We start from the raw sequence: 19482 nt of genomic DNA on the forward strand, positions 1-19482 counted from the left end.
GTATACGGCTGCATGACATTGCGCGGCAAAGCGCCGCGTATGTGCTGTATGACGATGGGACTGGTAGAATCGCCGCCGGTTCACACGAGGTTTTTCCATGCAAGATCCCCATAGCGAACGCATGAGTGGCGTCGAGACCCGCGCGGCAGGCGGTCTGGCGCTGGTGTTCGCGTTCCGTATGCTTGGCATGTTCATGGTCCTGCCGGTCCTGTCGACCTACGGCATGGACCTGGCCGGCGCGACGCCTGCGCTGATCGGTCTGGCCATTGGCGCCTACGGTCTGACCCAGGCCATCCTGCAGATTCCGCTCGGCTTCATATCCGACCGCATCGGCCGGCGCCCGGTGATCTACCTGGGGCTGCTGATCTTTGCCCTCGGCAGCCTGGTGGCCGCCAACGCACACTCGATCGAAGGCGTGATTTTCGGCCGCGTGCTGCAAGGTGCCGGGGCGATCTCGGCGGCGGTCATGGCGCTGCTCTCGGACCTGACCCGCGAACAACACCGCACCAAGGCCATGGCCATGATCGGCATGACCATTGGTCTGTCGTTCGCCATCGCCATGGTCATCGGCCCGTTGCTGACCAGCGCCTTTGGCCTGTCGGGGCTGTTTCTGGCCACCGGCGTCATGGCCTTGGTGGGTATTCTGATTGTCGCCTTCGTCGTGCCCAAGGCCAGCGGTCCGTTGATGCACCGCGAGTCGGGCGTCGCCAGGCAGGCGCTGGGCGCCACGCTGCGCCATCCGGACCTGCTGCGCCTGGACCTGGGTATCTTCGTGTTGCACGCCATGCTCATGTCCAGCTTCGTCGCCTTGCCGCTGGCGCTGGTCGAAAAAGCCGGCCTGCCCAAGGAGCAGCACTGGTGGGTGTACCTCACAGCATTGCTGGTGTCGTTCTTCGCCATGGTGCCGTTCATCATCTATGGCGAGAAGAAACGCCGCATGAAGCGGGTGCTGGTGGGCGCGGTCGCGGTGCTGATGCTCTCTGAAATATTCTTCTGGGCTTTTGGCGACACGCTGCGGACTCTGGTGATCGGCAGCGTGGTATTCTTCACAGCGTTCAACCTGCTGGAAGCCACACTGCCATCACTGATCAGTAAAGTGGCACCGGCAGGCGGCAAGGGCACGGCGATGGGGGTGTACTCCACCAGTCAATTCCTGGGTTCGGCAGTCGGCGGGATTCTCGGCGGCTGGCTGTATCAGCAAGGTGGACTGGACGTTGTGTTCCTCGGCTGCGCCGCCATGGCTGGCGTCTGGCTGATCTTTGCCCTGAGCATGCGCGAACCGCCCTACGTGACCAGCCTGCGCCTGCCGTTGTCGGCCCAGGCGCAGCGCGAAGCAGGCCTGGCAGAGCGCCTGAAGTCCGTACCGGGTGTGACCGATGCGGTGGTCGTGGCCGAAGAAGCAGCTATCTATATCAAACTTGATTCAAAACTATTGGATCGTGCGTCGCTCGAAAGGCTGGTCAACAATCCAGCCACTCAAACGTGCGAAGCCTAGGAGAACGTTATGGCCCGTGGGGTTAACAAAGTCATATTGGTCGGTACATGCGGCCAGGATCCCGAAGTCCGTTACCTGCCTAACGGCAACGCCGTGACCAACCTGAGTCTGGCAACCAGCGAGCAGTGGACCGACAAGCAAAGCGGCCAGAAGGTCGAGAAAACCGAATGGCACCGCGTGTCCATGTTCGGCAAGGTCGCTGAAATCGCTGGCGAATACCTGCGCAAGGGTTCGCAGGTCTACATCGAGGGCAAGCTGCAGACCCGCGAGTGGGAAAAAGACGGTATCAAGCGCTACACCACCGAAATCATCGTCGACATGCAGGGCACCATGCAGTTGCTGGGCGGCCGTCCACAGGGCGACCAGCAAGGCCAGGGCGGCGGCAACAACTACAACCAGTCCGCACCTCGTCCACAGCAGTCGCGTCCGGCGCCACAACAGGCACCGCAGCAGTCTTACGATCAATCGCCACAGCAGTCCTATGGTCAGCAGCCGCAGCAGTCGCGCCCGGCGCCAAAACCGGCGCCTCAGCCGGCAGCGGATTTCGACAGCTTCGATGACGATATTCCGTTCTGAGGAAACGCTTCAGACCCTGTCTGTAACGTATTCCCCAAAAACCCCAGGCGCTTGGCGCTTGGGGTTTTTTATTTATCCAGATCCAGCACCTCATGCATCCGCTCGCCAAACGACTCTCTCAGCCACGCGGCATGAAATGCCATGTCCTTCTCTGACACATGTATCGAGAACTGCAGATAGACCGGCGTGCCATTGGCATCCTTAAAGCTCACCTCAATATGAGAGATAGGGGAGAAGGCGGTCATCTGGCAGGGCATTATCTGATCGATATCGCTGTACGGCACTGAGCCTTGCGTAGGCGCCCGGGCAGGACGGCGCTGGGTGAAGGTGAAGCGTTGCTGGCGCTCGTCAAAGCAGAAGCCCATCCCTTCAGGCTCGCCAGCGAGCCAGCAAAGCACACAACCTGCCAGTACCGTACCGACGATTATCACCATCAGGGCTATAGCGCTGTCGATAACATCCAGGTAGGCACTCATCGTGCCGGGTTCAGCATAAAACCGATCAATCACGATCACTACCAGCGCGTAGACCGGCAAGGCCAGCAGCAACGCCACGACATACAGCACAGTGCCCAAGGATCCTTCCCGGGGTATTTCGTCTGTGCAATCCCACACCGGCGGGTGTTGATGTTCCATGTAAATGGCTCTCAAGAAACGTCCTGGCCACCCTTATGGCATAGTTTCGAAGGTGTTTACATCCAGCCGCTTCACACCGGATCTCATGACATGAACTACCAGGCTCTACTGATCGACATCGACGGCACCCTCACTCATCAAGGCCAGCTTATAGACGGTGCTGCCGAGGCATTGGCCTGGGTTCGCAAGCAAGGCCTGCAATACCGTCTGCTGACCAACATCACCGCCCGCTCGCCTGAAATGATCAGCGCCGAGTTGAGCGCATTGGGGCTGGACGTACCTGCACTGCATATCCAGACCGCCACCAGCGCCTGTGTGGAATACCTCAAGTCTCAGCAAGGCGAAACCAGCTACTTGCTGGTGCCTTACAGCGTGCGTGGCTTATTCGACGGCGTGCCCACCGACAACCAGAAACCGGACAATGTGGTCATCGGCGATATCGGCAAGGCGTTCAGTTACGACAGTCTGAACCCGGTGTTCCGTATGCTGCGCAACGGCGCACGGCTGATTGCCTTGCAGAAGAATCCCTTCTGGCTCGACGCCGATGGCCCGAGCCTGGATTGCGGCGCGTTTGTCGCAGCACTGGAGTTCGCCAGCCAGCAGACTGCTCAGGTCATGGGCAAGCCGTCCCGGCTGTTTTTCGACATGGCACTCAAGGCGCTGGGTTGTGAGGCGCATCAGGTCCTGGTCATCGGCGACGACCCTTCGACCGATATGGCCGGAGCCGCGAGCATCGGCGCCGACTCGTTACGGGTGCTGACCGGCAAGTCGGCAGGCATTGCCGTGGATAACAGTCACTGCCTGGCTTCAATCGCCGATCTGCCGCAGTGGTTAAACCGCCGCTAAGCCACACATCCTGTGGCCGTTCGTGCCGCGTTGGGGTCTGTTCATGATGGTAATGCGCCTGGATTGATCATCACGTCGAACTGATCGAATTCGCCAGCGGCGGGCCTGTGGATAACTGCGTTTCCCGCTCCCGGCTCAGTGCGCTCCGGCAACAAGGTCAGGCGCTCGGTCTGGTCGCCACGATGCCGCGTCTGATGACTCTTTTACCTGGGCCAGACACATTGCGAACCTGAACACCGGGCAATTTGTTGCCTGCCCGGTCGAACTTTGGCGGACAAACGGGGATCAGTTTCTGGGTAGACGAAACCCACCCCCTAGAAATCCTCTCTCTGGAAATCTGCACACAGGAGCAATGGCGTGGCGGCTCAGTTGAAAACCTTGATTCTGTTAATGGTGTTGTCCTTTGCCGGCAGCCTGCCGTTGCAAGCCGCCGAAGTGCCGGCCTTGCCAATGGGGGCTGCAGCGGCCGACAAGCCCGATGACAAGGCCGCCTCCGGGCCTGCCGAGAAAACGTCTGACAAAGACACCGCACAAGACAAGAAAGACGCCGCCGAGGACAAGCCGGACGTCGCTGAAAAGCCTGCCGAGCCCGCACAACCCGAGATCCTGCTTGAAGGCGGCCTGCTGGGCGCGCTGAGCAGCAGCATCGGCGATGTGAAAGAGGCGCTGAACCTCAACGACAACCTGGTCGACACCTGGCGGGTACGCACCGATCGCGCCGCCAATGAGTTGAATCGCCTGGTCAACAAGCCGTCCGAGCGCTCGGCGTGGGAGATGGTCGGCGATTTCCTGCTGTTGTCGCTGGTGTGGATGGGTGCGTTCGCCGTGCTGTTTTTCGCCGGGCGTTTTCTCGCCAGCCGCCTGAATCGACGTGAGTTCATGCGCAAGCGTGGGCGTATTCAGGCGCTGCTGCGCTACATCTTGCCGTTCACGATACCGGCGATCATCTGCCTGCCGCTGACCCTGTACATCAGCCAGATGCTGCCGTCTTCGGTCGGCCGGGCGCTGGCGCTGTGTTTTGCCTACGCGACCAGCAGCGGTATCGTCTCAACCTCTGTGGTGCTGTGCGTCATCGTCATGTTCAATGGCGGCCACAAGCGTGCGGCGGTGCATATTCTGCGTCAGTACGCGCCGCGGCCGTTGTTCATCATCGGTTTTCTGGCCGCCCTCAGCGATGCCCTGACCAGCCCGCAGATCGCCCGCCAGTTCGGCAGCAACGTGACCACCAGCGTGGCGGTGTTCACCGGCCTGTTCGCCTCGGCGGTGTTCTGCATGCTGGTGATCCGCATGCGCCGCCCGGTCGCGCACCTGATCCGCAACCGCGGGCTGGGCAGCCGCCAGCAACAGCCGGCCTTGCAACAGTCGCTCAAGGTGTTCTCCAACCTGTGGCACTTGCCGATTCTGCTGATGATCCTGGTCTCGGCGATCAACCTGATCGGTGCCGGCGAGGACAGCCAGGAAACCCTGCGTTGCGCGCTGTTCACCACCTTGCTGCTGATTGCCACGGTGTTTCTCAGCACCGTGTTCCAGCATTTCTTCAAGCAGCCGGTCGACCCGGACGGGCGCCGCCAGCATGCCTACAAGGCGCGCCTGCTCAGCTTGCTGTATGCCTGCCTGCGCATTGGCCTGGCCGTGACATTCATTGAAATACTTGGGCGGATCTGGGGCTTCTCGCTGTTCGAGTTCGCCCAGCGCAATACCTTGGGCCGGGCGATCAGTGACTCGCTGAGCAGCATCGGCCTGATCTTCCTGGTCACCTGGCTGCTCTGGGTGGTGCTCGACACCGCGATTCAGGAAGCGCTCAAGCCGCCGGTCAACCAGCGCTCGGGCCGGGCGCCGAGCACGCGGACCAAGACCATCCTGCCGCTGCTGCGCAACGCGATCAAAATCATCCTGGTGGTGATCTGCGCGATTACCACCATGGCCAACCTGGGCATCAACGTCGCGCCGCTGCTGGCGGGTGCCGGTGTCGTGGGTCTGGCGATCGGTTTCGGTTCCCAGCAACTGGTGCAGGACGTGATCACCGGCCTGTTCATTATCATTGAAGACACCTTCTCGATCGGCGACTGGGTGGTGCTCAGCACCGGGCATTCCGGCACCGTCGAAAGCCTGACCATCCGCACCGTGCGCCTGCGCGACGGCAAGGGGTTTGTGCATTCGGTGCCGTTCGGCCAGATCAAGGCGGTCACTAACCAGTCCCGCCAGTTTGCCTATGCGTTCTTCTCGGTGCAGTTCACCTACGACACCGATATCGACGAAGCGCTGGCGCTGATTCGCGAGACCGGCCATTCGATCAGCGAAGACATTCTGCTCAAGCACAACCTGCAAGGCCCGCTGGAAGTGTTCGGCGTCGACCGCATGGACCTCAACGGCGTGGTTCTTACCGCGCAGTTCCGCACCTCGTCGGGCGGGCAATACAGCGTTGGCCGGGCGTTCAACGAGCGGCTCAAGAAGCGGGTCGACCAGCATCCGAAGGTCAGCTTCGCGCAGACTTATCCACAGGTGGTCATGAATCCGGGGGCCGCTCATGTCAATCCTCAGCCGGTCGGCATCGAAGGTCCGCCGGCACCGGCCAAAACCAACGGTGCAGGGTGATGCAAGGGTGACATAAGGCCCGGCGGGCGCCGACACCGTGCAACTGTTGGGCCTGCGCGGGCAACGTGATATGTTTGCAGGCGTTTGTATTCCAATGAACTGATGAATTCGATACCGAGCCTGCTGACTTTATGCGAATGCGCCTTATGCTGTTGGGCGGCGGGAATGCCCTTGGGCAGGCGCTGATACGCCTGGGTGCCGAGGAAGACGTTGGCTTCCTTGCCCCGCGTCCGCCGCAAGATGGCTGGGATGCTGCCAGCCTGACGCAACTGCTCGATGACACCCGTCCCGATGCCCTGATCAACCTGGCCTACTATTTCGACTGGTTCCAGGCCGGCACCGTAAGCGAGACGCGCCTGAATGCTCAGGAGCGCGCCGTAGAGCGCCTGGCCGAACTGTGCCAGCACCACAACATCATGCTGCTGCAGCCTTCCAGCTACCGGGTTTTCGACGGCTCGCGCGCCACTGCCTATAGCGAAAAAGACGAGCCAGTGCCGCTCGGCCTGCGTGGCCAGGCGCTGTGGCGCATCGAGCAAAGCGTGCGTGCGGCCTGCCCGCAGCATGTGCTGGTGCGCTTTGGCTGGCTGCTCGACGACAGCGCCGACGGTGTGCTGGGACGCTTTCTCAAGCGTGCCGAAACCCCGCACGAGTTGCTGCTGGCCGATGACCGGCGCGGCAACCCGACGCCGGTCGACGATGCCGCCCGGGTGCTGCTTTCGGTCCTCAAGCAACTCGATTGCGAAGCGCCGCTGTGGGGCACTTATCACTATGCCGGCCACGAAGCCACCACGCCGCTGGCGCTGGGCCAGGCCGTGCTGACCGAGGCGCGCTTGCTGCATGCGCTGGCCATCGAGTCGCCAACGGCGCAGGCGCATGCCGCGCAGCCGGACGCTAACGAAGAGCCGCAGCACGCGGTACTGGCCTGCAAGAAAATCCTCCACACCTTCGGCATCAAGCCGCGTGCCTGGCGCGCCGGGTTGCCTGTTCTGCTCGACCGGTATTATCGACATGTCTGACGCTCCAATCCTGATCACGGGCGGTGCCGGCTTCATCGGCTCGCACCTGACCGACGCCCTGCTGGCCAAGGGATATGCAGTGCGCATCGTCGACGACCTGTCCACCGGCAAGCGCAGCAACCTGCCGCTGGATAACCCGCGGCTTGAGCTGATTGAAGGCGATGTCGCCGACGCCGGACTGCTGAACCGTGCAGCCCAGGGCTGTCAGGCCGTGGTGCACCTGGCCGCCGTGGCCTCGGTGCAGGCCTCGGTCGACGACCCGGTGCACACTCACCAGAGCAATTTCATCGGCACCCTGAATGTCTGCGAAGCCATGCGCCAGGCCGGCATCAAGCGCGTGCTGTTTGCCTCAAGCGCCGCGGTATACGGCAACAACGGCGAAGGCGAGCCGATTGGCGAAGACACTCCCAAGGCGCCGCTGACGCCTTATGCGGTCGATAAACTGGCCAGCGAGCAATACCTGGACTTTTATCGCCGCGAGCATGGCCTTGAGCCGGTGGTGTTTCGCTTCTTCAATATCTTCGGCCCGCGCCAGGATCCGTCCTCGCCGTATTCGGGCGTCATCAGCATCTTCGCCGACTACGCAAGCCAGGGCCGGCCGATCACTGTCTTCGGCGACGGCGAGCAGACCCGCGACTTCTTCTACATCGGCGACCTGACCAAGCTGCTGCTCCAGGCCCTGGAGCAACCCGCGCCGAAGCAAGGCGCAATCAATGTCGGCCTGAACCGCACCACCTCGCTCAACCAGTTGCTGAGCGCGCTCAACGAGGTGCTCGGCAGCCTGCCGCCAGTGACCTATCAGGCGCCACGCCAGGGCGATATCCGCCACTCACGCGCCAACAACCAGCGCCTGCTGGAGCGTTTCACGCTGGAAACCCCTACACCGTTGGGTGAAGGACTGGCAAAACTGCTGGGCCGCTGAAACGCTACCGACCCTCTGCATCACGCACTTTCCTTGTGCAGGTAGTCCGTGAGAGAGGGTGGTGTGATCTTTTTAAGAAAGTCGTGTAGGACTTTTCTTTATTAAGTTAATCAGGATAGTGGCCGCTTGAAAGAGTCATAAATCTGTCTGATATTCCCCGCCCTTAATGAAGGAGGGGATGTTCATGTCACAGAAATATATCAGCGGCCATCATGGCGATATAGTATTGGGTGAGCTGCCGGGGGAATATACGTTTTCGGATTTTACCGAGAACTACGCGGCCTATCTGCAAACCGCTCTGGATGATGAAAAGTCTAGCAAGACCCTTGGCATGATTTTGCAGATTATCGCTGTCGTGATTATGTTCGTCGGTTTTACAGGGCTTGCCGGCCCTTCAGTCATTCAGGTTGGCCCAAGCGGTCCTACCTTCTTTGAGATGATTCAGATTTTCCCCGGCCCCATCATCAGCATCGGTTTCTTTTTGCTCTCGATCGGCAGCTGGATCGCTATGCAAGGTGCCGATCCTGTGATGAATGCCGAGTTATATCTGTTAAGAGCCTGGCGTATAAAAATGTCGTGTGGTCACGATTGCGAGCAGGCCTTGCTGGTCAAGTTAATCGCGCCTGATACTTTTCGGATTGCTATTTCAACGGAGTCGGACAGTTGAGCTTTTACTGAAACTTCCCTTGTGACTCATGTTCATGAATCAAGGCGAGGAGGGCGCATGTCAGCTAAATATATACGCGGCTATAACGGCAATGTCGTATTGACTCAATTGCCGGGTGAGTATGAGGTTCCATGGTTTACAGAGAACTACAGGGCCTATTTGCAAGCCGCTCTGGATGATGAGACGTCCAGCAAGAACCTCGGCAGATTTTTTTATATTATCGCTGCCGTGTTTGTTCTTGTCGGTTTGACGGGAGCAAGTGGGCCCTCAACGATTCAGGTTGGACCTGATGGCCTCGCGTTCTTCGATATGATCCGGATTATCTCCACTCCGATCATCAGTGTTGGCTTCTTGTTTATCACGATCGGCAGCTGGCTCGGCTTCCAGCGTGCCGACCCGACCATGGATGCCGAGTCGTATCTGTTACAAGCCTGGCGCCTGAAAATGCCTGACGGTCGCTATTGCGATCAGGCCTTGGTAGTCACCCTCATAACGCCCGGTACGTTTCGCATTGCCCTGGCGCCTGGGCCGCACTGAAAAGCCCCACACGAACATTACTCCGTGCGGGGCTTTTCAGTGCGTGTCTGTCGACTCAGAACTTGTAACCCACACCCACCATGTATACCCACGGATCGATATCCACATCGACCTTGGTCTTGCCAATGCTCAGCGCCGAAGGCCCATCAACCGTGGCCTTGGTGTCGATGTCGACGTACCAGACCGAAGCGTTGAGCAAGAAATTATCGGTCAGCAGGTAATCCACGCCCACCTGGCCGGCCAGGCCTACCGAATCCTTGAGCTTCAGGTTGCTGAAGCCCTGATCCTTGCGGTTGCCGGTCAGGTCGGTGTCGAAGAATTTGGTGTAGTTGATGCCTACGCCGACATAAGGCTGCAGGGGCGAAGAGGCAGCCATCGGGTAGTACTGCAGCGACAGGGTCGGCGGCAGTTGCTTGATGTCGGCCAGCTTGCCGTCAAGACCGGCGCCCAGGCCGCTGACCGAAACGGTGTGGCTGAACGGGGTGGCGGCCAGCAGTTCGAGGCCGACATGTTCGGTGAGCATGTAGGCGAAGGTCAGGCCCAGCTGGTTTTCACCGTCTACCGACGCCTTGGTGCCCGAAACCCGCGTGCCGTCCAGACGCAGTTCGCCGCTGTCTTCGTGCGGGTCAACGTGCGCCACACCGGCGCGCACGATGAAGTCGCCCGGCTGGTAAGCCTGTGCGGCGACAGGGACGGTGAGGGCAAGTGCACACAGCGAGGCGCACAGCAGGGACTTGTTCATGGGGGCTCCAGAGCGATTAAAAAGTGCTGGAGTCATAGTAAAAGTGCGTCTGCAACGCGGCTTTGACTCAGCTCAATGAAATCGCGATCAGCCCCTGTTCTGTTTAAGAATCCGACAACTCATAAACAAAAATCTTGTCGGCGACCATCTGGTAACCGGCCTCGGCCAGCTCGCTGGTCGTATGTTTGGCCTGCATCGGCCCTTCGATCCAGTACGGCTGGTACAGCTCTTCGACCTTGACCCCCAGCTCGCTGGTGACATGCACGATCTGGTTGGCCGGCGGCGGTGGCACATGGATGCAGGCGCCGAAATACGGTACCAGCAAGAACTCCGTCACCCGGCCTTCCTCGCTGACCTCCAGCGGCACGATGTAACCCGGCAGGCGCACCTGCTTGCCGTCCAGCGCCTGGACGACCGGCGCGTCGGGCGCCACCTGGCTGGCCGCCGGCGCCGCTTCCATGGCCAGCGCATCGGACAATTTCGACATGTCGTGCAATGGCTGGGTCACCGGCGCCACCACCGGAGCGTCCGGCGGAATCATCTCGGCCCAAGTCAACACCCGTGGCTCGGCGGCCCAGGATGACAAGGGCAGGCACAGCAGCAAGGCAGGCAGCAGGGAAAGCAGGCGCCGCATGGTCAACATCCTCATAAACGAATCGACAGCCCATCGGCCAGAGACTGTCGATAGGCGCGCCAGGCGGGCACCACACCCATCACCAGCGCAGCGCCAAGAATGCCAGCAAGCAGCGTCCATTCATATTGGCTCGGCCACGAAAGCGCCAGATACAGGCCGTATTCCGACTGCACGTAGCCTTGCGCCACCGCGATGCCCAGATACAGCAGCGCCAGCCCCGCAATCACACCGATCAACGCCAGGGCAAAGGCTTCCAGAATCAACAGGCTGGCGACATGCCAGGGCCGCGCGCCCACCGAGCGCAAAATAGCCATTTCCCGGCGCCGCTCGTTGAGGCTGGTGAGGATCGCCGTGAGCATGCCGATCAGGCCGGTCAGCACCACGAACAGCGAAATCACGAACAGCGCCTTCTCGGCAGTGCCCATCAGGCTCCACAACTCTTGCAGGGCAACACCCGGCAGAATCGCCAGCAGCGGCTCGCCCCGGTATTCGTTGATCTCGCGCTGCAGGGCGAAGGTCGAAATCTTGCTGTTCAGGCCCAGCATGACGGCGGTGATGGCGGTCGGCGTCAGGTCCATGTTGCGTGCCTGGTCGGCGCTGATTCGCTCATTGCCTCGCGCCGGCGCGCCGTTATGCCAGTCGATATGGATGGCTTCCATGCCGCCCAGGCTGATGTGCAGCGTGCGGTCCACCGGCGTGCCGGTGCGCTTGAAGATACCGACCACGGTAAACGGCTTGTCGTCATGCTTGACCAGGCTGATCGCCGCCACGCCGTGGGCCAGCACCAGTTTGTCGCCGAGTTTGTAATTCAGCGCCTCGGCCACTTCGGCGCCCAGTACCACCTCGAACGGATCACTCTGGAACGGCCGGCCTTGCGCCAGCTCCAGCGGTTGCTGGCGGCCATAGCGGTAATGCTCGAAGTACGACGCATTGGTGCCCATCACCCGGTAGCCGCGATGCGAGTCGCCCAGCGAAATAGGGATGGCCCATTTCACCTGCCGGTGATTGGCGAAGTGCTCGAAGCTTTCCCAGCGAATATTGTTGGTGGCATTGCCGATGCGAAACACCGAATACAGCAGCAGATTGACCGAGCCAGAACGGGCGCCGACGATCAGGTCGGTGCCGCTGACGGTGCTGGCGAAACTGGTCCGCGCCTCGGTGCGCACCCGCTCCACGGCCAGCAGCAGGCACACCGACAGGGCAATGGCGAAGGCGGTCAGAAAGGCAGTGAAACGGCGGTTGGCCAGGCTGGCCATGGCCAGGCGAAACAGATACATCTCAATTCTCCACGGCGACGGTGGCGCGGTTCAGCTCGGCCAGCGACAGGTTGCGGTCGAACAGCGGTGCCAGGCTCTGGTCATGGCTGACGAACAACAGGCTGGCCCCGGCGGCGCGGCATTCGGCGAACAGCAAGTGCAGAAAGGCTTCGCGGGCATCGGCGTCCAGCGCCGAGGTTGGCTCGTCGGCGATCACCAGTTCCGGCTGGCCGATCAAGGCGCGGGCAGCCGCGACACGCTGTTGCTGGCCGATCGACAATGAATCGGCACGCCGCTCCAGCAAGGCCGGGTCCTTGAGGCCCAGGTGCTCAAGCAGGGCGACGGCGGCTTTTGCCACCGAGCCATGACGATCACCGGCGCGGCCGGCGCGGACTTTGGAGAAGTGGCACGGCAGCTCGACGTTTTCACGCACCGACAGGAACGGCAGCAGGTTGAACTGCTGGAAGATATAGCCGGTGTGATCGACCCGAAAGCGGTCGCGGGCACTGGCCGACAGGTCTTTGAGTTCTTGGCCCAGCAAGCGAATACTGCCGCTGCCTTGCGTCTGCACACCGCCCAGCAGGCCGAGCAGGGTGGTTTTGCCGCTGCCGCTGGGGCCCTTGAGAAACAGCGTCTCGCCTGCTTCCAGGCGAAACGCCGGGATGTCCAGCAACGCGGGTTGGCCCGGCCAGTTGAAACGCAGGTCCGACAGCTCGATCAGTGCCTGGCTCATGGTCTTAGAACTTGACGGTCGGGTTGGCGGCGATCACTTCGGCACCTGACTGGCCGCCCGGCGAGATCAACTGCACTTGCAGCTTCTTGGTGGCCGGGAAGGTCTTGAAGATCTGGGTCAGGTCGAGCTTTTTCAGGATCGCCGGTGCATCGCAGGTAAAGATGTATTTGCCGTGGATTTCACTGTGCTCATGATCGTGCTCGTCCGCCTTGCCGGCTTCTTCATGGTCATGGTCGTCGTCCTTGTCGCCGAACAGCGGGCTTTCCAGCTTCACTGAGCGCGCCGAGCAGTGCGCGGCCTCGGCAATGCTGAACAGGGTGTTGGGCTTGAGCAGTTGCTCGCGGGCCTTGGCGACCTTGGCCTTGTCTTCGTCGCTGGTCGCCACGTGCTCGAAACCGACGATGTTCATGGCCGGGCTTTCGAATTGCATTTCCAGGGTCTTGCCTTCCAGCACCACGTCCAGACGCCCGACACCATGTTCATGCGCGCCCAGGCTGCCGTGTTCGTGATCATGGTCGTGATCGTGCTCAGGTGCCGCCTGGGCAAAAGTCAGGGGCAGCAGGGCAAAAGGCAGGGCGAGCAGCAGACGGCGCATAAGGGACTCCGGACAGGGTGGCTTGAAATGTAATGTGATCTTATAACAATAGGCTGGCCAGAGGCCGGTTTTTTTCTGAACGCTTCCTTAACCACCGTCGTGAGCAGGCACACGGCAGATATGGGAGCATGGGCGCCTGATTGTCAAAGGAGCAGAGCATGTTGCGGATTCGCGGAAGCATTGGCCAGTGGCCGGTCGATCTGACCATTGAGCTGGATGAAAGTGACTGGGCGCAGTTAGGCGCGGGCCTCAAGGCCGTAGCACCTGAAATGGCGCCTGAAACGCCGCCCGAGCCCGCCCCGCGCAGCCCGGCTACCCAGGACGACCGGCTCTGGCAGGGCGCACAGCAATTGCTGCAAACCGCCGGCAGCCTGAATGGCCCGGACCTGCTGAGCCAGCTCGAGACCCTGACCGGCAGCGCGGCCGCCGCCAAGCGCCTGCTGGTGCGCCTGCGCCATAGTGCCAACGTCAAGGTCGAAAGCGGCGCCGATGCACCGCTGTATCACTGGGTTGCCCAAGCCTGAGGGTTAGTACAAGGCCGCAAACAGCTTGCGCCGGTAGGTGGTCACCAGCGGGTGATCGTTGCCCAGCAACTCGAACACTTGCAGCAAGGTCTTGTGCGGCAGGCCTTCGCTGTAGCTGCGGTTGCGGGTAAACAGCTTGAGCAGGCCGTCCAGCGCCGCTTCGTACTGCTGGCGCGACAGTTGTTGAATCGCCAACTGGTAAACCGCCTCGTCATCCTGCGGGTTCTGCGCCACGCGGCGCTTGAGCTCAGCGCTTTCAGGCAGTTGCGCGGCCTGGGCCAGGAACGTCAGTTGTGCCTTGGCACCGGCCAGCTCGGCCTTGTGCGCGTCCTCGCTCTTGACCGCGTCCAGCACGGTGCGCGCTTCACCCAGTTCGCCACGCTCGGCCAGGCAGCGCGCATACAGGATCAGGCCCAGTGCATTGCTGTTGTCTTCGCTCAGCAGTGCCTTGAGCTGCGCCTCGGCTTCGGCGAAGCGGCTTTCGGCAAACAGGGTCTGTGCCTGTTTGAGCGGGTCGGCGCTGACCGGGGCCGGCAGCGCGACATGCGGCTCAAGCAGCTTGCGGATTTCCGATTCCGGCTGGGCACCGGCGAAACCGTCCACCGGCTGGCCGTCCTTGAACAGCACCACGGTCGGCAGGCTGCGGATGCCGAAGCGAGCGACGATGTCCTGCTCGGTATCGCAGTTGACCTTGGCCAGGATCAGGTTGCCCTGGTAACTCTCGGTCACCTGCGCCAGCAGCGGCATCAGTACCTTGCACGGCGCACACCACTCGGCCCAGAAATCGACCAGCACAGGTTGCTCGAACGACTTCTCGATGACCTGTTGATCGAAGGTGGCGACAGTGACGTCGTAGATATAGGAAGTGTCCTGGTTCATTGCACGCCTCGCAAAATCGTAATGCCGCCAACTATAAAGGTCACAAGACTTTGCCGAAAGCGGCGCGGGGCTTTAGCGGCTGGCGTGATACAGGCTCACATTGCGAAACTCGTACGGCTCGGCCAGATCCGGCAGGGTCAGCGCCTGCAAGCTGGCCAGCCGTCGATACGCCGGGTGCTGGAAATCACGTACCCGCGAGTCGGCCACCAGCGCTTCGCGGCCGCGGCTCAGAAACTGGTCGAGCAGCGGCAGGTTGGCGCGGTCGTAGAGCACATCGGCCACCAGAATCAGATCGAAGCGGTCAGCCTCGGCAAAGAAATCCGTCGAATAGCCCAGCGTCACGCCATTGAGTTGTGCATTGGCCCGACACGCCGCCAGCGCCAGCGGGTCCAGGTCACAGGCCACCACTTCCAGCGCGCCGGCTTTGACCGCAGCAATCGCTGCCACACCCGAACCGGCACCAAAATCCAGTACGCGCTTGCCGGCCACCCATTCAGGCTGCGCGGCCAGAAAGCGCGCCAAGGCCAGGCCGCTGGCCCAGCAGAAGCTCCAGTACGGCGGCTCTTCGAGGATGCGCCGGGTTTCTTCGGGGCTGAAGGCCCGGTCCATATTGTCGGCATCGATCAGCCACAGGCGCAGATCGGTGTCCGGCAATGGCGTGGCGACCAGTTGCGCATCGCCAAGCAACTCGCTCAGCGCCTGTTGCAACCGTTTCACGGTGCCTTGACGAACTGCAAGGGTCCCAGTGCCTGGGTCACCGGCTGGTCGATGCGCAGCGACGGCAAGTGCAGAATCAGCTGCCCCGACTGGCTGGCGCGGCCGCGCAGCTCGACCCGAGCGCCTTGCGGGAAGGCCTCAGGGTTGAAACGTAACTGAAAGGGCAGCGACTGGCCGTTGCCTTTCAGCAGCGTGTTGGTCAGCAGTTTTTGCGGGCGGTTACGTTCGTCGATGACCAGCATGGCCAGCTCGACCTCGGCACCGGCCGGTACGCCAAGCAACTGGCCGCTCAACTCGCGCTGGTGCGCTTGCAACGGCCCCGGGCCTTCCGGGGTCTTGATCACCGGCACTGTCGTGGGCGCCGCCGGCTGTTTGGGGGCATCGTTACTGCTGCAGGCGGCCAGCAGGGCCGCAAAACCTAGCAGCAAAATACGTCTTGGTGTCATGAAGGCTCCAGCGAAACGGTAAGGGAGCATAAAGCGGCTCCGGCAGGCAGTATGGATCAATAGCGGCAGTTTCATATCGCCGTGCTCGCGTGTCCATCCCCTGATGCATCCCCACATGGCTTGTCTTGCCGGCGGGATGCGCTACCATGGCGCTCCTCTTTATCCAGTGGCTTGCCACCATGCACTGTCCGTTCTGCGCCGCCAATGACACCAAGGTCATCGATTCGCGCCTGGTTGCCGAAGGCGAGCAGGTCCGTCGCCGCCGCGAGTGCCTGGCCTGCGGCGAGCGCTTCACCACCTTCGAAACCGCCGAACTGGTCCTGCCACGCCTGATCAAACAGGACGGCCGGCGCCAGCCATTCGACGAAGACAAACTGCGTGCCGGCATGCAGCGTGCCCTGGAAAAACGCCCGGTCAGCGTCGAGCGCCTGGAAGCGGCGCTGGCGCACATCAAGCACAAACTGCGTGCGACCGGTGAGCGCGAGGTCAAGTCGCTGGTGGTCGGTGAACTGGTCATGGGCGAGCTGCAAAAGCTCGATGAAGTCGCCTATATCCGTTTTGCCTCGGTGTACCGGCGCTTCCAGGACCTCAACGAATTTCGCGAAGAAATCGAGCGACTGGCTCGTGAGCCAGGCAAGGAATGAGCGCCGAGCAAGCGATTCTCGACGCCCACTACATGGCGCGTGCGCTGGAACTGGCGCGCCAGGGCCTGTATTCCACCCATCCCAACCCGCGCGTTGGCTGCGTCATCGTTCGTGACGGCCAGATCGTCGGCGAAGGCTGGCACGTGCGCGCCGGCGAGCCGCATGCCGAAGTGCATGCCCTGCGTCAGGCCGGCGAGCTGGCCCGTGGCGCCACCGCCTATGTGACCCTTGAACCTTGCAGCCACCATGGCCGTACTCCGCCGTGTGCCGACGCCCTGGTCAATGCCGCCGTCGGCCGGGTAGTGGCCGCCATGCAGGACCCCAACCCGCAAGTCGCCGGCCGTGGCCTGCAACGTTTGCAGGATGCCGGCATCGCCGTGAGCAGCGGCGTGCTGGAATCAGAAGCGCGGGCGCTGAATAAAGGCTTTATCAAACGCATGGAAACCGGCCTGCCGTATGTGCGGGTCAAACTGGCGATGAGCCTCGACGGACGCACCGCCATGGCCAGCGGCGAAAGCCAGTGGATCACCGGTCCCGACGCCCGCGCCGCCGTGCAGCGTTTGCGGGCGCAATCGAGCGTGGTGCTGACCGGCGCCGACACCGTCTTGATCGACAATGCGCGGCTGACCGTACGCCCCGACGAGTTGGGCCTTGCCGCCGATGTCACCGCCCTGGCCGCGGCGCGTCCGCCGTTACGGGTATTGATCGACGGCCGCCTGCGTGTGCCGCTGAGCGCCAGCTTCTTTCAGGCCGGTCCCGCACTGGTGGCCGCTTGTGCCAGCCAGGACGCAGAAAATACCTATCGCGAGCAAGGCCATGAGCTGCTGAACCTGCCCGGTGCCGCCGGCCAGGTCGACCTGCAACGCCTGCTTACCGAGCTGGGTGCGCGTGGCGCCAACGAGGTGCTGGTCGAAGCCGGTGCCCGGCTGGCTGGCGCCTTCGCGCAGGCAAGCCTGGTCGACGAATTCCAGATTTTCATTGCCGGCAAGTTTCTCGGCTCCTCGGCCAGGCCGTTGCTCGACCTGCCGCTGGTGCAGATGAGCGAGGCGCTGGAACTGAACATCACAGATATCCGCGCCGTCGGTAAAGACTGGCGCGTCATCGCTCACCCGGCGCCGAGACGCAGCGTATAATTTCCGGCTTTGCCCGAACGCACCTCGACGTGCAGCCCGTTCCTGCGGAGGACCTCCATGTTTACCGGCATCATCGAATCCATCGGCAGCATCCGTGCCCTGACCCCAAAAGGCGGTGACGTGCGCGTCTACGTCGAAACCGGCAAGCTCGACCTGGGCGATGTCAAACTCGGCGACAGCATCGCGGTCAACGGCGTGTGCCTGACCGCCGTCGAACTGCCCGGCGACGGTTTCTGGGCCGATGTCAGCCGCGAGACCCTGGATGTCACGGCGTTCGTCGACCTCAAGACCGGCAGCCGCGTCAACCTCGAAAAAGCCCTGACCCCAAGCTCGCGCCTGGGCGGGCATCTGGTCAGCGGCCACGTCGACGGCGTGGGTGAAATCGTCTCTCGCGAAGAAAACGCCCGCGCCATCCAGTTCCGCGTGCGTGCGCCCAAAGAGCTGGCCAAGTACATCGCCCACAAGGGCTCGATCACCGTCGACGGCACCAGCCTGACCGTCAACGCCGTGCATGGCGCCGAGTTCGAACTGACCATCGTCCCGCACACGCTGGCCGAAACCATCATGGCCGACTACCGCCCGGGCCGTAAGGTCAACCTCGAAGTCGACCTGCTGGCCCGTTACCTTGAGCGCCTGCTGCTGGGCGACAAGGCCGCAGAGCCTGGCCAGGGCGGCATCACTGAAAGCTTTCTGGCCGCCAACGGCTACCTGAAGTCCTGAATTAAGGGGGTGCCGCGTGGCGCTCAACACGATTGAAGAACTGATCGAAGACATTCGTCAGGGCAAAATGGTCATCCTCATGGATGACGAAGACCGCGAGAACGAAGGCGACCTGATCATGGCCGCCGAATGCGTCAAGGCCGAGCACATCAACTTCATGGCCCGCTATGCGCGCGGCCTGATCTGCATGCCCATGACCCGCGAGCGTTGCGAGCTGCTCAAGCTGCCGCTGATGGCGCCACGCAATGGCTCAGGCTTCGGCACCAAGTTCACCGTCTCGATCGAAGCGGCCGAAGGCGTGACCACCGGCATTTCCGCCGCCGACCGTGCGCGCACCGTGCAAGCGGCGGCGGCCAGAGAAGCCAAGGCTGAAGACATCGTCAGCCCCGGCCACATTTTCCCGCTGATGGCCCAGGCCGGCGGCACGCTTGCCCGCGCAGGCCACACTGAAGCGGCCTGCGATCTGGCGCGCATGGCCGGCTTCGAGCCGAGCGGCGTGATCTGCGAAGTGATGAACGACGACGGCACCATGTCGCGCCGTGCGGAACTTGAAACCTTTGCCCTGGAACACAACATCAAGATCGGTACCATCGCCGACCTGATTCACTACCGGATGACCCACGAACGTACCGTTCAGCGGATTTCCGAGCAGCCGCTGGACAGCGAACTGGGGCATTTCAACTTGGTGACCTACCGTGATTCGGTCGAAGGCGATGTGCACCTGGCCCTGACCCTGGGCAAGATCTGCGCCGAAGAAGCGACCCTGGTGCGTGTTCACAACATGGACCCGCTGCGCGACCTGATGCTGGTCAAACAGCCCGGCCGCTGGAGCCTGCGGGCCGCCATGACCGCTGTGGCCGAGGCCGGCAGCGGTGTCGTGCTGCTGCTCGGCCACCCGCTGGATGGCGACGTGCTGCTGGCGCACATTCGTGAAGCCACCGGGCAGCAACCGGTCAAAATGCCGAGCACCTACAGCACTGTAGGGGCCGGCTCGCAGATTCTGCGCGACCTGGGCGTGCGCAAGATGCGCCTGATGAGTTCGCCAATGAAGTTCAATGCGATATCCGGTTTCGATCTGGAAGTTGTAGAATACGTGCCTTCTGAATGACAGCCGCTGCGCGGACCTGGCAAAAGCTCACGTTTTTGCCCGTTTCGCGTCGCTTGCCGGCG

At 62.0% G+C, this 19482-nt stretch carries 22 protein-coding genes; 13 read left to right on the forward strand and 9 right to left on the reverse strand.

Translation table 11 applies throughout. The annotated features are described in order from the left end of the window. Window positions 1-97 precede the first annotated feature (97 nt). Entirely contained in the window at window positions 98-1495 is a 1398-nt protein-coding gene (locus tag ACYAS9_RS15530) for an MFS transporter (protein ID WP_463569160.1), read from the forward strand. Window positions 1496-1504: 9 nt separating this feature from the next. Then, window positions 1505-2071, forward strand: coding sequence for a single-stranded DNA-binding protein (locus ACYAS9_RS15535; protein ID WP_459748179.1), 567 nt, complete (start codon window positions 1505-1507; stop codon window positions 2069-2071). A gap of 68 nt (window positions 2072-2139) precedes the next feature. On the opposite strand, the gene ACYAS9_RS15540 is transcribed toward ACYAS9_RS15535, so the two are convergent. Next, window positions 2140-2646 (reverse strand): hypothetical protein, encoded by a 507-nt coding sequence (locus ACYAS9_RS15540; RefSeq protein WP_463569161.1) that lies wholly within the window; start codon window positions 2644-2646, stop codon window positions 2140-2142. 150 nt (window positions 2647-2796) lie between these two features. Here ACYAS9_RS15540 and ACYAS9_RS15545 point away from each other — a divergent pair, with 150 nt between their 5' ends. From ACYAS9_RS15545 to ACYAS9_RS15570, 6 genes are all read left to right on the forward strand, one after another. Beyond that, window positions 2797-3552 carry an HAD-IIA family hydrolase gene (locus ACYAS9_RS15545; protein WP_463569162.1) on the forward strand — a complete coding sequence of 252 codons (756 nt, stop codon included), beginning with the start codon at window positions 2797-2799 and terminating at the stop codon, window positions 3550-3552. A gap of 357 nt (window positions 3553-3909) precedes the next feature. After that, entirely contained in the window at window positions 3910-6147 is a 2238-nt protein-coding gene (locus ACYAS9_RS15550; RefSeq protein ID WP_463569163.1) for a mechanosensitive ion channel domain-containing protein, read from the forward strand. Window positions 6148-6278: 131 nt separating this feature from the next. Next, complete coding sequence (locus ACYAS9_RS15555; protein ID WP_463569164.1) at window positions 6279-7163, forward strand: sugar nucleotide-binding protein; 885 nt, start codon at window positions 6279-6281, stop codon at window positions 7161-7163. Then, complete coding sequence (locus ACYAS9_RS15560; RefSeq protein WP_463569165.1) at window positions 7156-8085, forward strand: NAD-dependent epimerase/dehydratase family protein; 930 nt, start codon at window positions 7156-7158, stop codon at window positions 8083-8085. The genes ACYAS9_RS15555 and ACYAS9_RS15560 overlap by 8 nt, the downstream gene beginning before the upstream one ends. Window positions 8086-8269: 184 nt before the next feature. Next, window positions 8270-8752, forward strand: a complete 483-nt coding sequence (locus ACYAS9_RS15565) for a hypothetical protein (RefSeq protein ID WP_463569166.1) — start codon at window positions 8270-8272, stop codon at window positions 8750-8752. 57 nt (window positions 8753-8809) lie between these two features. Continuing rightward, window positions 8810-9289: a hypothetical protein gene (locus ACYAS9_RS15570; RefSeq protein ID WP_463569167.1), complete on the forward strand. Its 480-nt coding sequence runs from the start codon at window positions 8810-8812 to the stop codon at window positions 9287-9289. A 55-nt stretch (window positions 9290-9344) separates the two neighbouring features. Here ACYAS9_RS15570 and ACYAS9_RS15575 read toward each other — a convergent pair whose 3' ends face one another. The 5 genes from ACYAS9_RS15575 to ACYAS9_RS15595 form a co-directional block, all read right to left on the reverse strand. After that, window positions 9345-10031 (reverse strand): OmpW/AlkL family protein, encoded by a 687-nt coding sequence (locus tag ACYAS9_RS15575; protein ID WP_463569168.1) that lies wholly within the window; start codon window positions 10029-10031, stop codon window positions 9345-9347. 103 nt (window positions 10032-10134) lie between these two features. Further along, on the reverse strand, window positions 10135-10665 hold the full coding sequence (locus tag ACYAS9_RS15580) for a DUF3299 domain-containing protein (protein WP_463569169.1): 531 nt from the start codon (window positions 10663-10665) through the stop codon (window positions 10135-10137). 11 nt (window positions 10666-10676) lie between these two features. Then, window positions 10677-11942 (reverse strand): ABC transporter permease, encoded by a 1266-nt coding sequence (locus ACYAS9_RS15585; RefSeq protein ID WP_463569170.1) that lies wholly within the window; start codon window positions 11940-11942, stop codon window positions 10677-10679. A gap of 1 nt (window position 11943) precedes the next feature. Beyond that, complete coding sequence (locus tag ACYAS9_RS15590; RefSeq protein WP_463569171.1) at window positions 11944-12654, reverse strand: ABC transporter ATP-binding protein; 711 nt, start codon at window positions 12652-12654, stop codon at window positions 11944-11946. A gap of 4 nt (window positions 12655-12658) precedes the next feature. Next, window positions 12659-13249, reverse strand: coding sequence for a DUF2796 domain-containing protein (locus ACYAS9_RS15595; RefSeq protein ID WP_463569172.1), 591 nt, complete (start codon window positions 13247-13249; stop codon window positions 12659-12661). A gap of 158 nt (window positions 13250-13407) precedes the next feature. Here ACYAS9_RS15595 and ACYAS9_RS15600 point away from each other — a divergent pair, with 158 nt between their 5' ends. Next, window positions 13408-13773, forward strand: a complete 366-nt coding sequence (locus ACYAS9_RS15600) for a hypothetical protein (RefSeq protein WP_463569173.1) — start codon at window positions 13408-13410, stop codon at window positions 13771-13773. 3 nt (window positions 13774-13776) lie between these two features. Here ACYAS9_RS15600 and trxA read toward each other — a convergent pair whose 3' ends face one another. The 3 genes from trxA to ACYAS9_RS15615 form a co-directional block, all read right to left on the reverse strand. After that, a complete protein-coding gene (gene trxA, locus ACYAS9_RS15605; RefSeq protein WP_463569174.1) occupies window positions 13777-14652 on the reverse strand; it encodes a thioredoxin in 876 nt (291 codons plus the stop codon). A gap of 72 nt (window positions 14653-14724) precedes the next feature. Further along, window positions 14725-15369, reverse strand: coding sequence for a class I SAM-dependent methyltransferase (locus ACYAS9_RS15610; RefSeq protein ID WP_463569175.1), 645 nt, complete (start codon window positions 15367-15369; stop codon window positions 14725-14727). Next, the gene (locus ACYAS9_RS15615; protein WP_463569176.1) at window positions 15366-15815 is read right to left on the reverse strand and encodes a YbaY family lipoprotein; all 450 of its coding nucleotides are present in this window, start codon (window positions 15813-15815) and stop codon (window positions 15366-15368) included. Before ACYAS9_RS15615 ends, ACYAS9_RS15610 begins: the two co-directional genes overlap by 4 nt. A 179-nt stretch (window positions 15816-15994) precedes the next feature. Between ACYAS9_RS15615 and nrdR the strand changes: the two genes are divergently transcribed. Genes nrdR through ribBA form a run of 4 tightly spaced genes read left to right on the forward strand, consistent with a single transcriptional unit; the run spans window position 15995 to window position 19420 of the window. Then, window positions 15995-16459 carry a transcriptional regulator NrdR gene (gene nrdR / locus ACYAS9_RS15620; protein WP_463569231.1) on the forward strand — a complete coding sequence of 155 codons (465 nt, stop codon included), beginning with the start codon at window positions 15995-15997 and terminating at the stop codon, window positions 16457-16459. Further along, window positions 16456-17592, forward strand: a complete 1137-nt coding sequence (ribD, locus tag ACYAS9_RS15625) for a bifunctional diaminohydroxyphosphoribosylaminopyrimidine deaminase/5-amino-6-(5-phosphoribosylamino)uracil reductase RibD (protein ID WP_463569177.1) — start codon at window positions 16456-16458, stop codon at window positions 17590-17592. The genes nrdR and ribD overlap by 4 nt, the downstream gene beginning before the upstream one ends. A 57-nt stretch (window positions 17593-17649) precedes the next feature. After that, entirely contained in the window at window positions 17650-18312 is a 663-nt protein-coding gene (locus ACYAS9_RS15630) for a riboflavin synthase (RefSeq protein ID WP_463569178.1), read from the forward strand. Window positions 18313-18328: 16 nt separating this feature from the next. Continuing rightward, window positions 18329-19420, forward strand: a complete 1092-nt coding sequence (gene ribBA, locus ACYAS9_RS15635) for a bifunctional 3,4-dihydroxy-2-butanone-4-phosphate synthase/GTP cyclohydrolase II (RefSeq protein ID WP_463569179.1) — start codon at window positions 18329-18331, stop codon at window positions 19418-19420. The last annotated feature ends 62 nt before the right edge of the window (window positions 19421-19482 follow it).

The organism is Pseudomonas sp. HP_08, from assembly GCF_055284095.1.

Excerpts from the sequence above, each read along its gene's own strand:
- ACYAS9_RS15530 (WP_463569160.1), top strand. The coding sequence starts at position 98 with ATGCAAGATCCCCATAGCGAACGCATGAGTGGCGTCGAGACCCGCGCG.
- ACYAS9_RS15535 (WP_459748179.1), top strand. The coding sequence starts at position 1,505 with ATGGCCCGTGGGGTTAACAAAGTCATATTGGTCGGTACATGCGGCCAG.
- ACYAS9_RS15545 (WP_463569162.1), top strand. The coding sequence starts at position 2,797 with ATGAACTACCAGGCTCTACTGATCGACATCGACGGCACCCTCACTCAT.
- ACYAS9_RS15555 (WP_463569164.1), top strand. The coding sequence starts at position 6,279 with ATGCGAATGCGCCTTATGCTGTTGGGCGGCGGGAATGCCCTTGGGCAG.
- ACYAS9_RS15560 (WP_463569165.1), top strand. The coding sequence starts at position 7,156 with ATGTCTGACGCTCCAATCCTGATCACGGGCGGTGCCGGCTTCATCGGC.
- ACYAS9_RS15565 (WP_463569166.1), top strand. The coding sequence starts at position 8,270 with ATGTCACAGAAATATATCAGCGGCCATCATGGCGATATAGTATTGGGT.
- ACYAS9_RS15570 (WP_463569167.1), top strand. The coding sequence starts at position 8,810 with ATGTCAGCTAAATATATACGCGGCTATAACGGCAATGTCGTATTGACT.
- ACYAS9_RS15575 (WP_463569168.1), bottom strand. The coding sequence starts at position 10,031 with ATGAACAAGTCCCTGCTGTGCGCCTCGCTGTGTGCACTTGCCCTCACC.
- ACYAS9_RS15580 (WP_463569169.1), bottom strand. The coding sequence starts at position 10,665 with ATGCGGCGCCTGCTTTCCCTGCTGCCTGCCTTGCTGCTGTGCCTGCCC.
- ACYAS9_RS15585 (WP_463569170.1), bottom strand. The coding sequence starts at position 11,942 with ATGTATCTGTTTCGCCTGGCCATGGCCAGCCTGGCCAACCGCCGTTTC.
- ACYAS9_RS15590 (WP_463569171.1), bottom strand. The coding sequence starts at position 12,654 with ATGAGCCAGGCACTGATCGAGCTGTCGGACCTGCGTTTCAACTGGCCG.
- ACYAS9_RS15595 (WP_463569172.1), bottom strand. The coding sequence starts at position 13,249 with ATGCGCCGTCTGCTGCTCGCCCTGCCTTTTGCCCTGCTGCCCCTGACT.
- ACYAS9_RS15600 (WP_463569173.1), top strand. The coding sequence starts at position 13,408 with ATGTTGCGGATTCGCGGAAGCATTGGCCAGTGGCCGGTCGATCTGACC.
- trxA (WP_463569174.1), bottom strand. The coding sequence starts at position 14,652 with ATGAACCAGGACACTTCCTATATCTACGACGTCACTGTCGCCACCTTC.
- ACYAS9_RS15615 (WP_463569176.1), bottom strand. The coding sequence starts at position 15,815 with ATGACACCAAGACGTATTTTGCTGCTAGGTTTTGCGGCCCTGCTGGCC.
- nrdR (WP_463569231.1), top strand. The coding sequence starts at position 15,995 with ATGCACTGTCCGTTCTGCGCCGCCAATGACACCAAGGTCATCGATTCG.
- ribD (WP_463569177.1), top strand. The coding sequence starts at position 16,456 with ATGAGCGCCGAGCAAGCGATTCTCGACGCCCACTACATGGCGCGTGCG.
- ACYAS9_RS15630 (WP_463569178.1), top strand. The coding sequence starts at position 17,650 with ATGTTTACCGGCATCATCGAATCCATCGGCAGCATCCGTGCCCTGACC.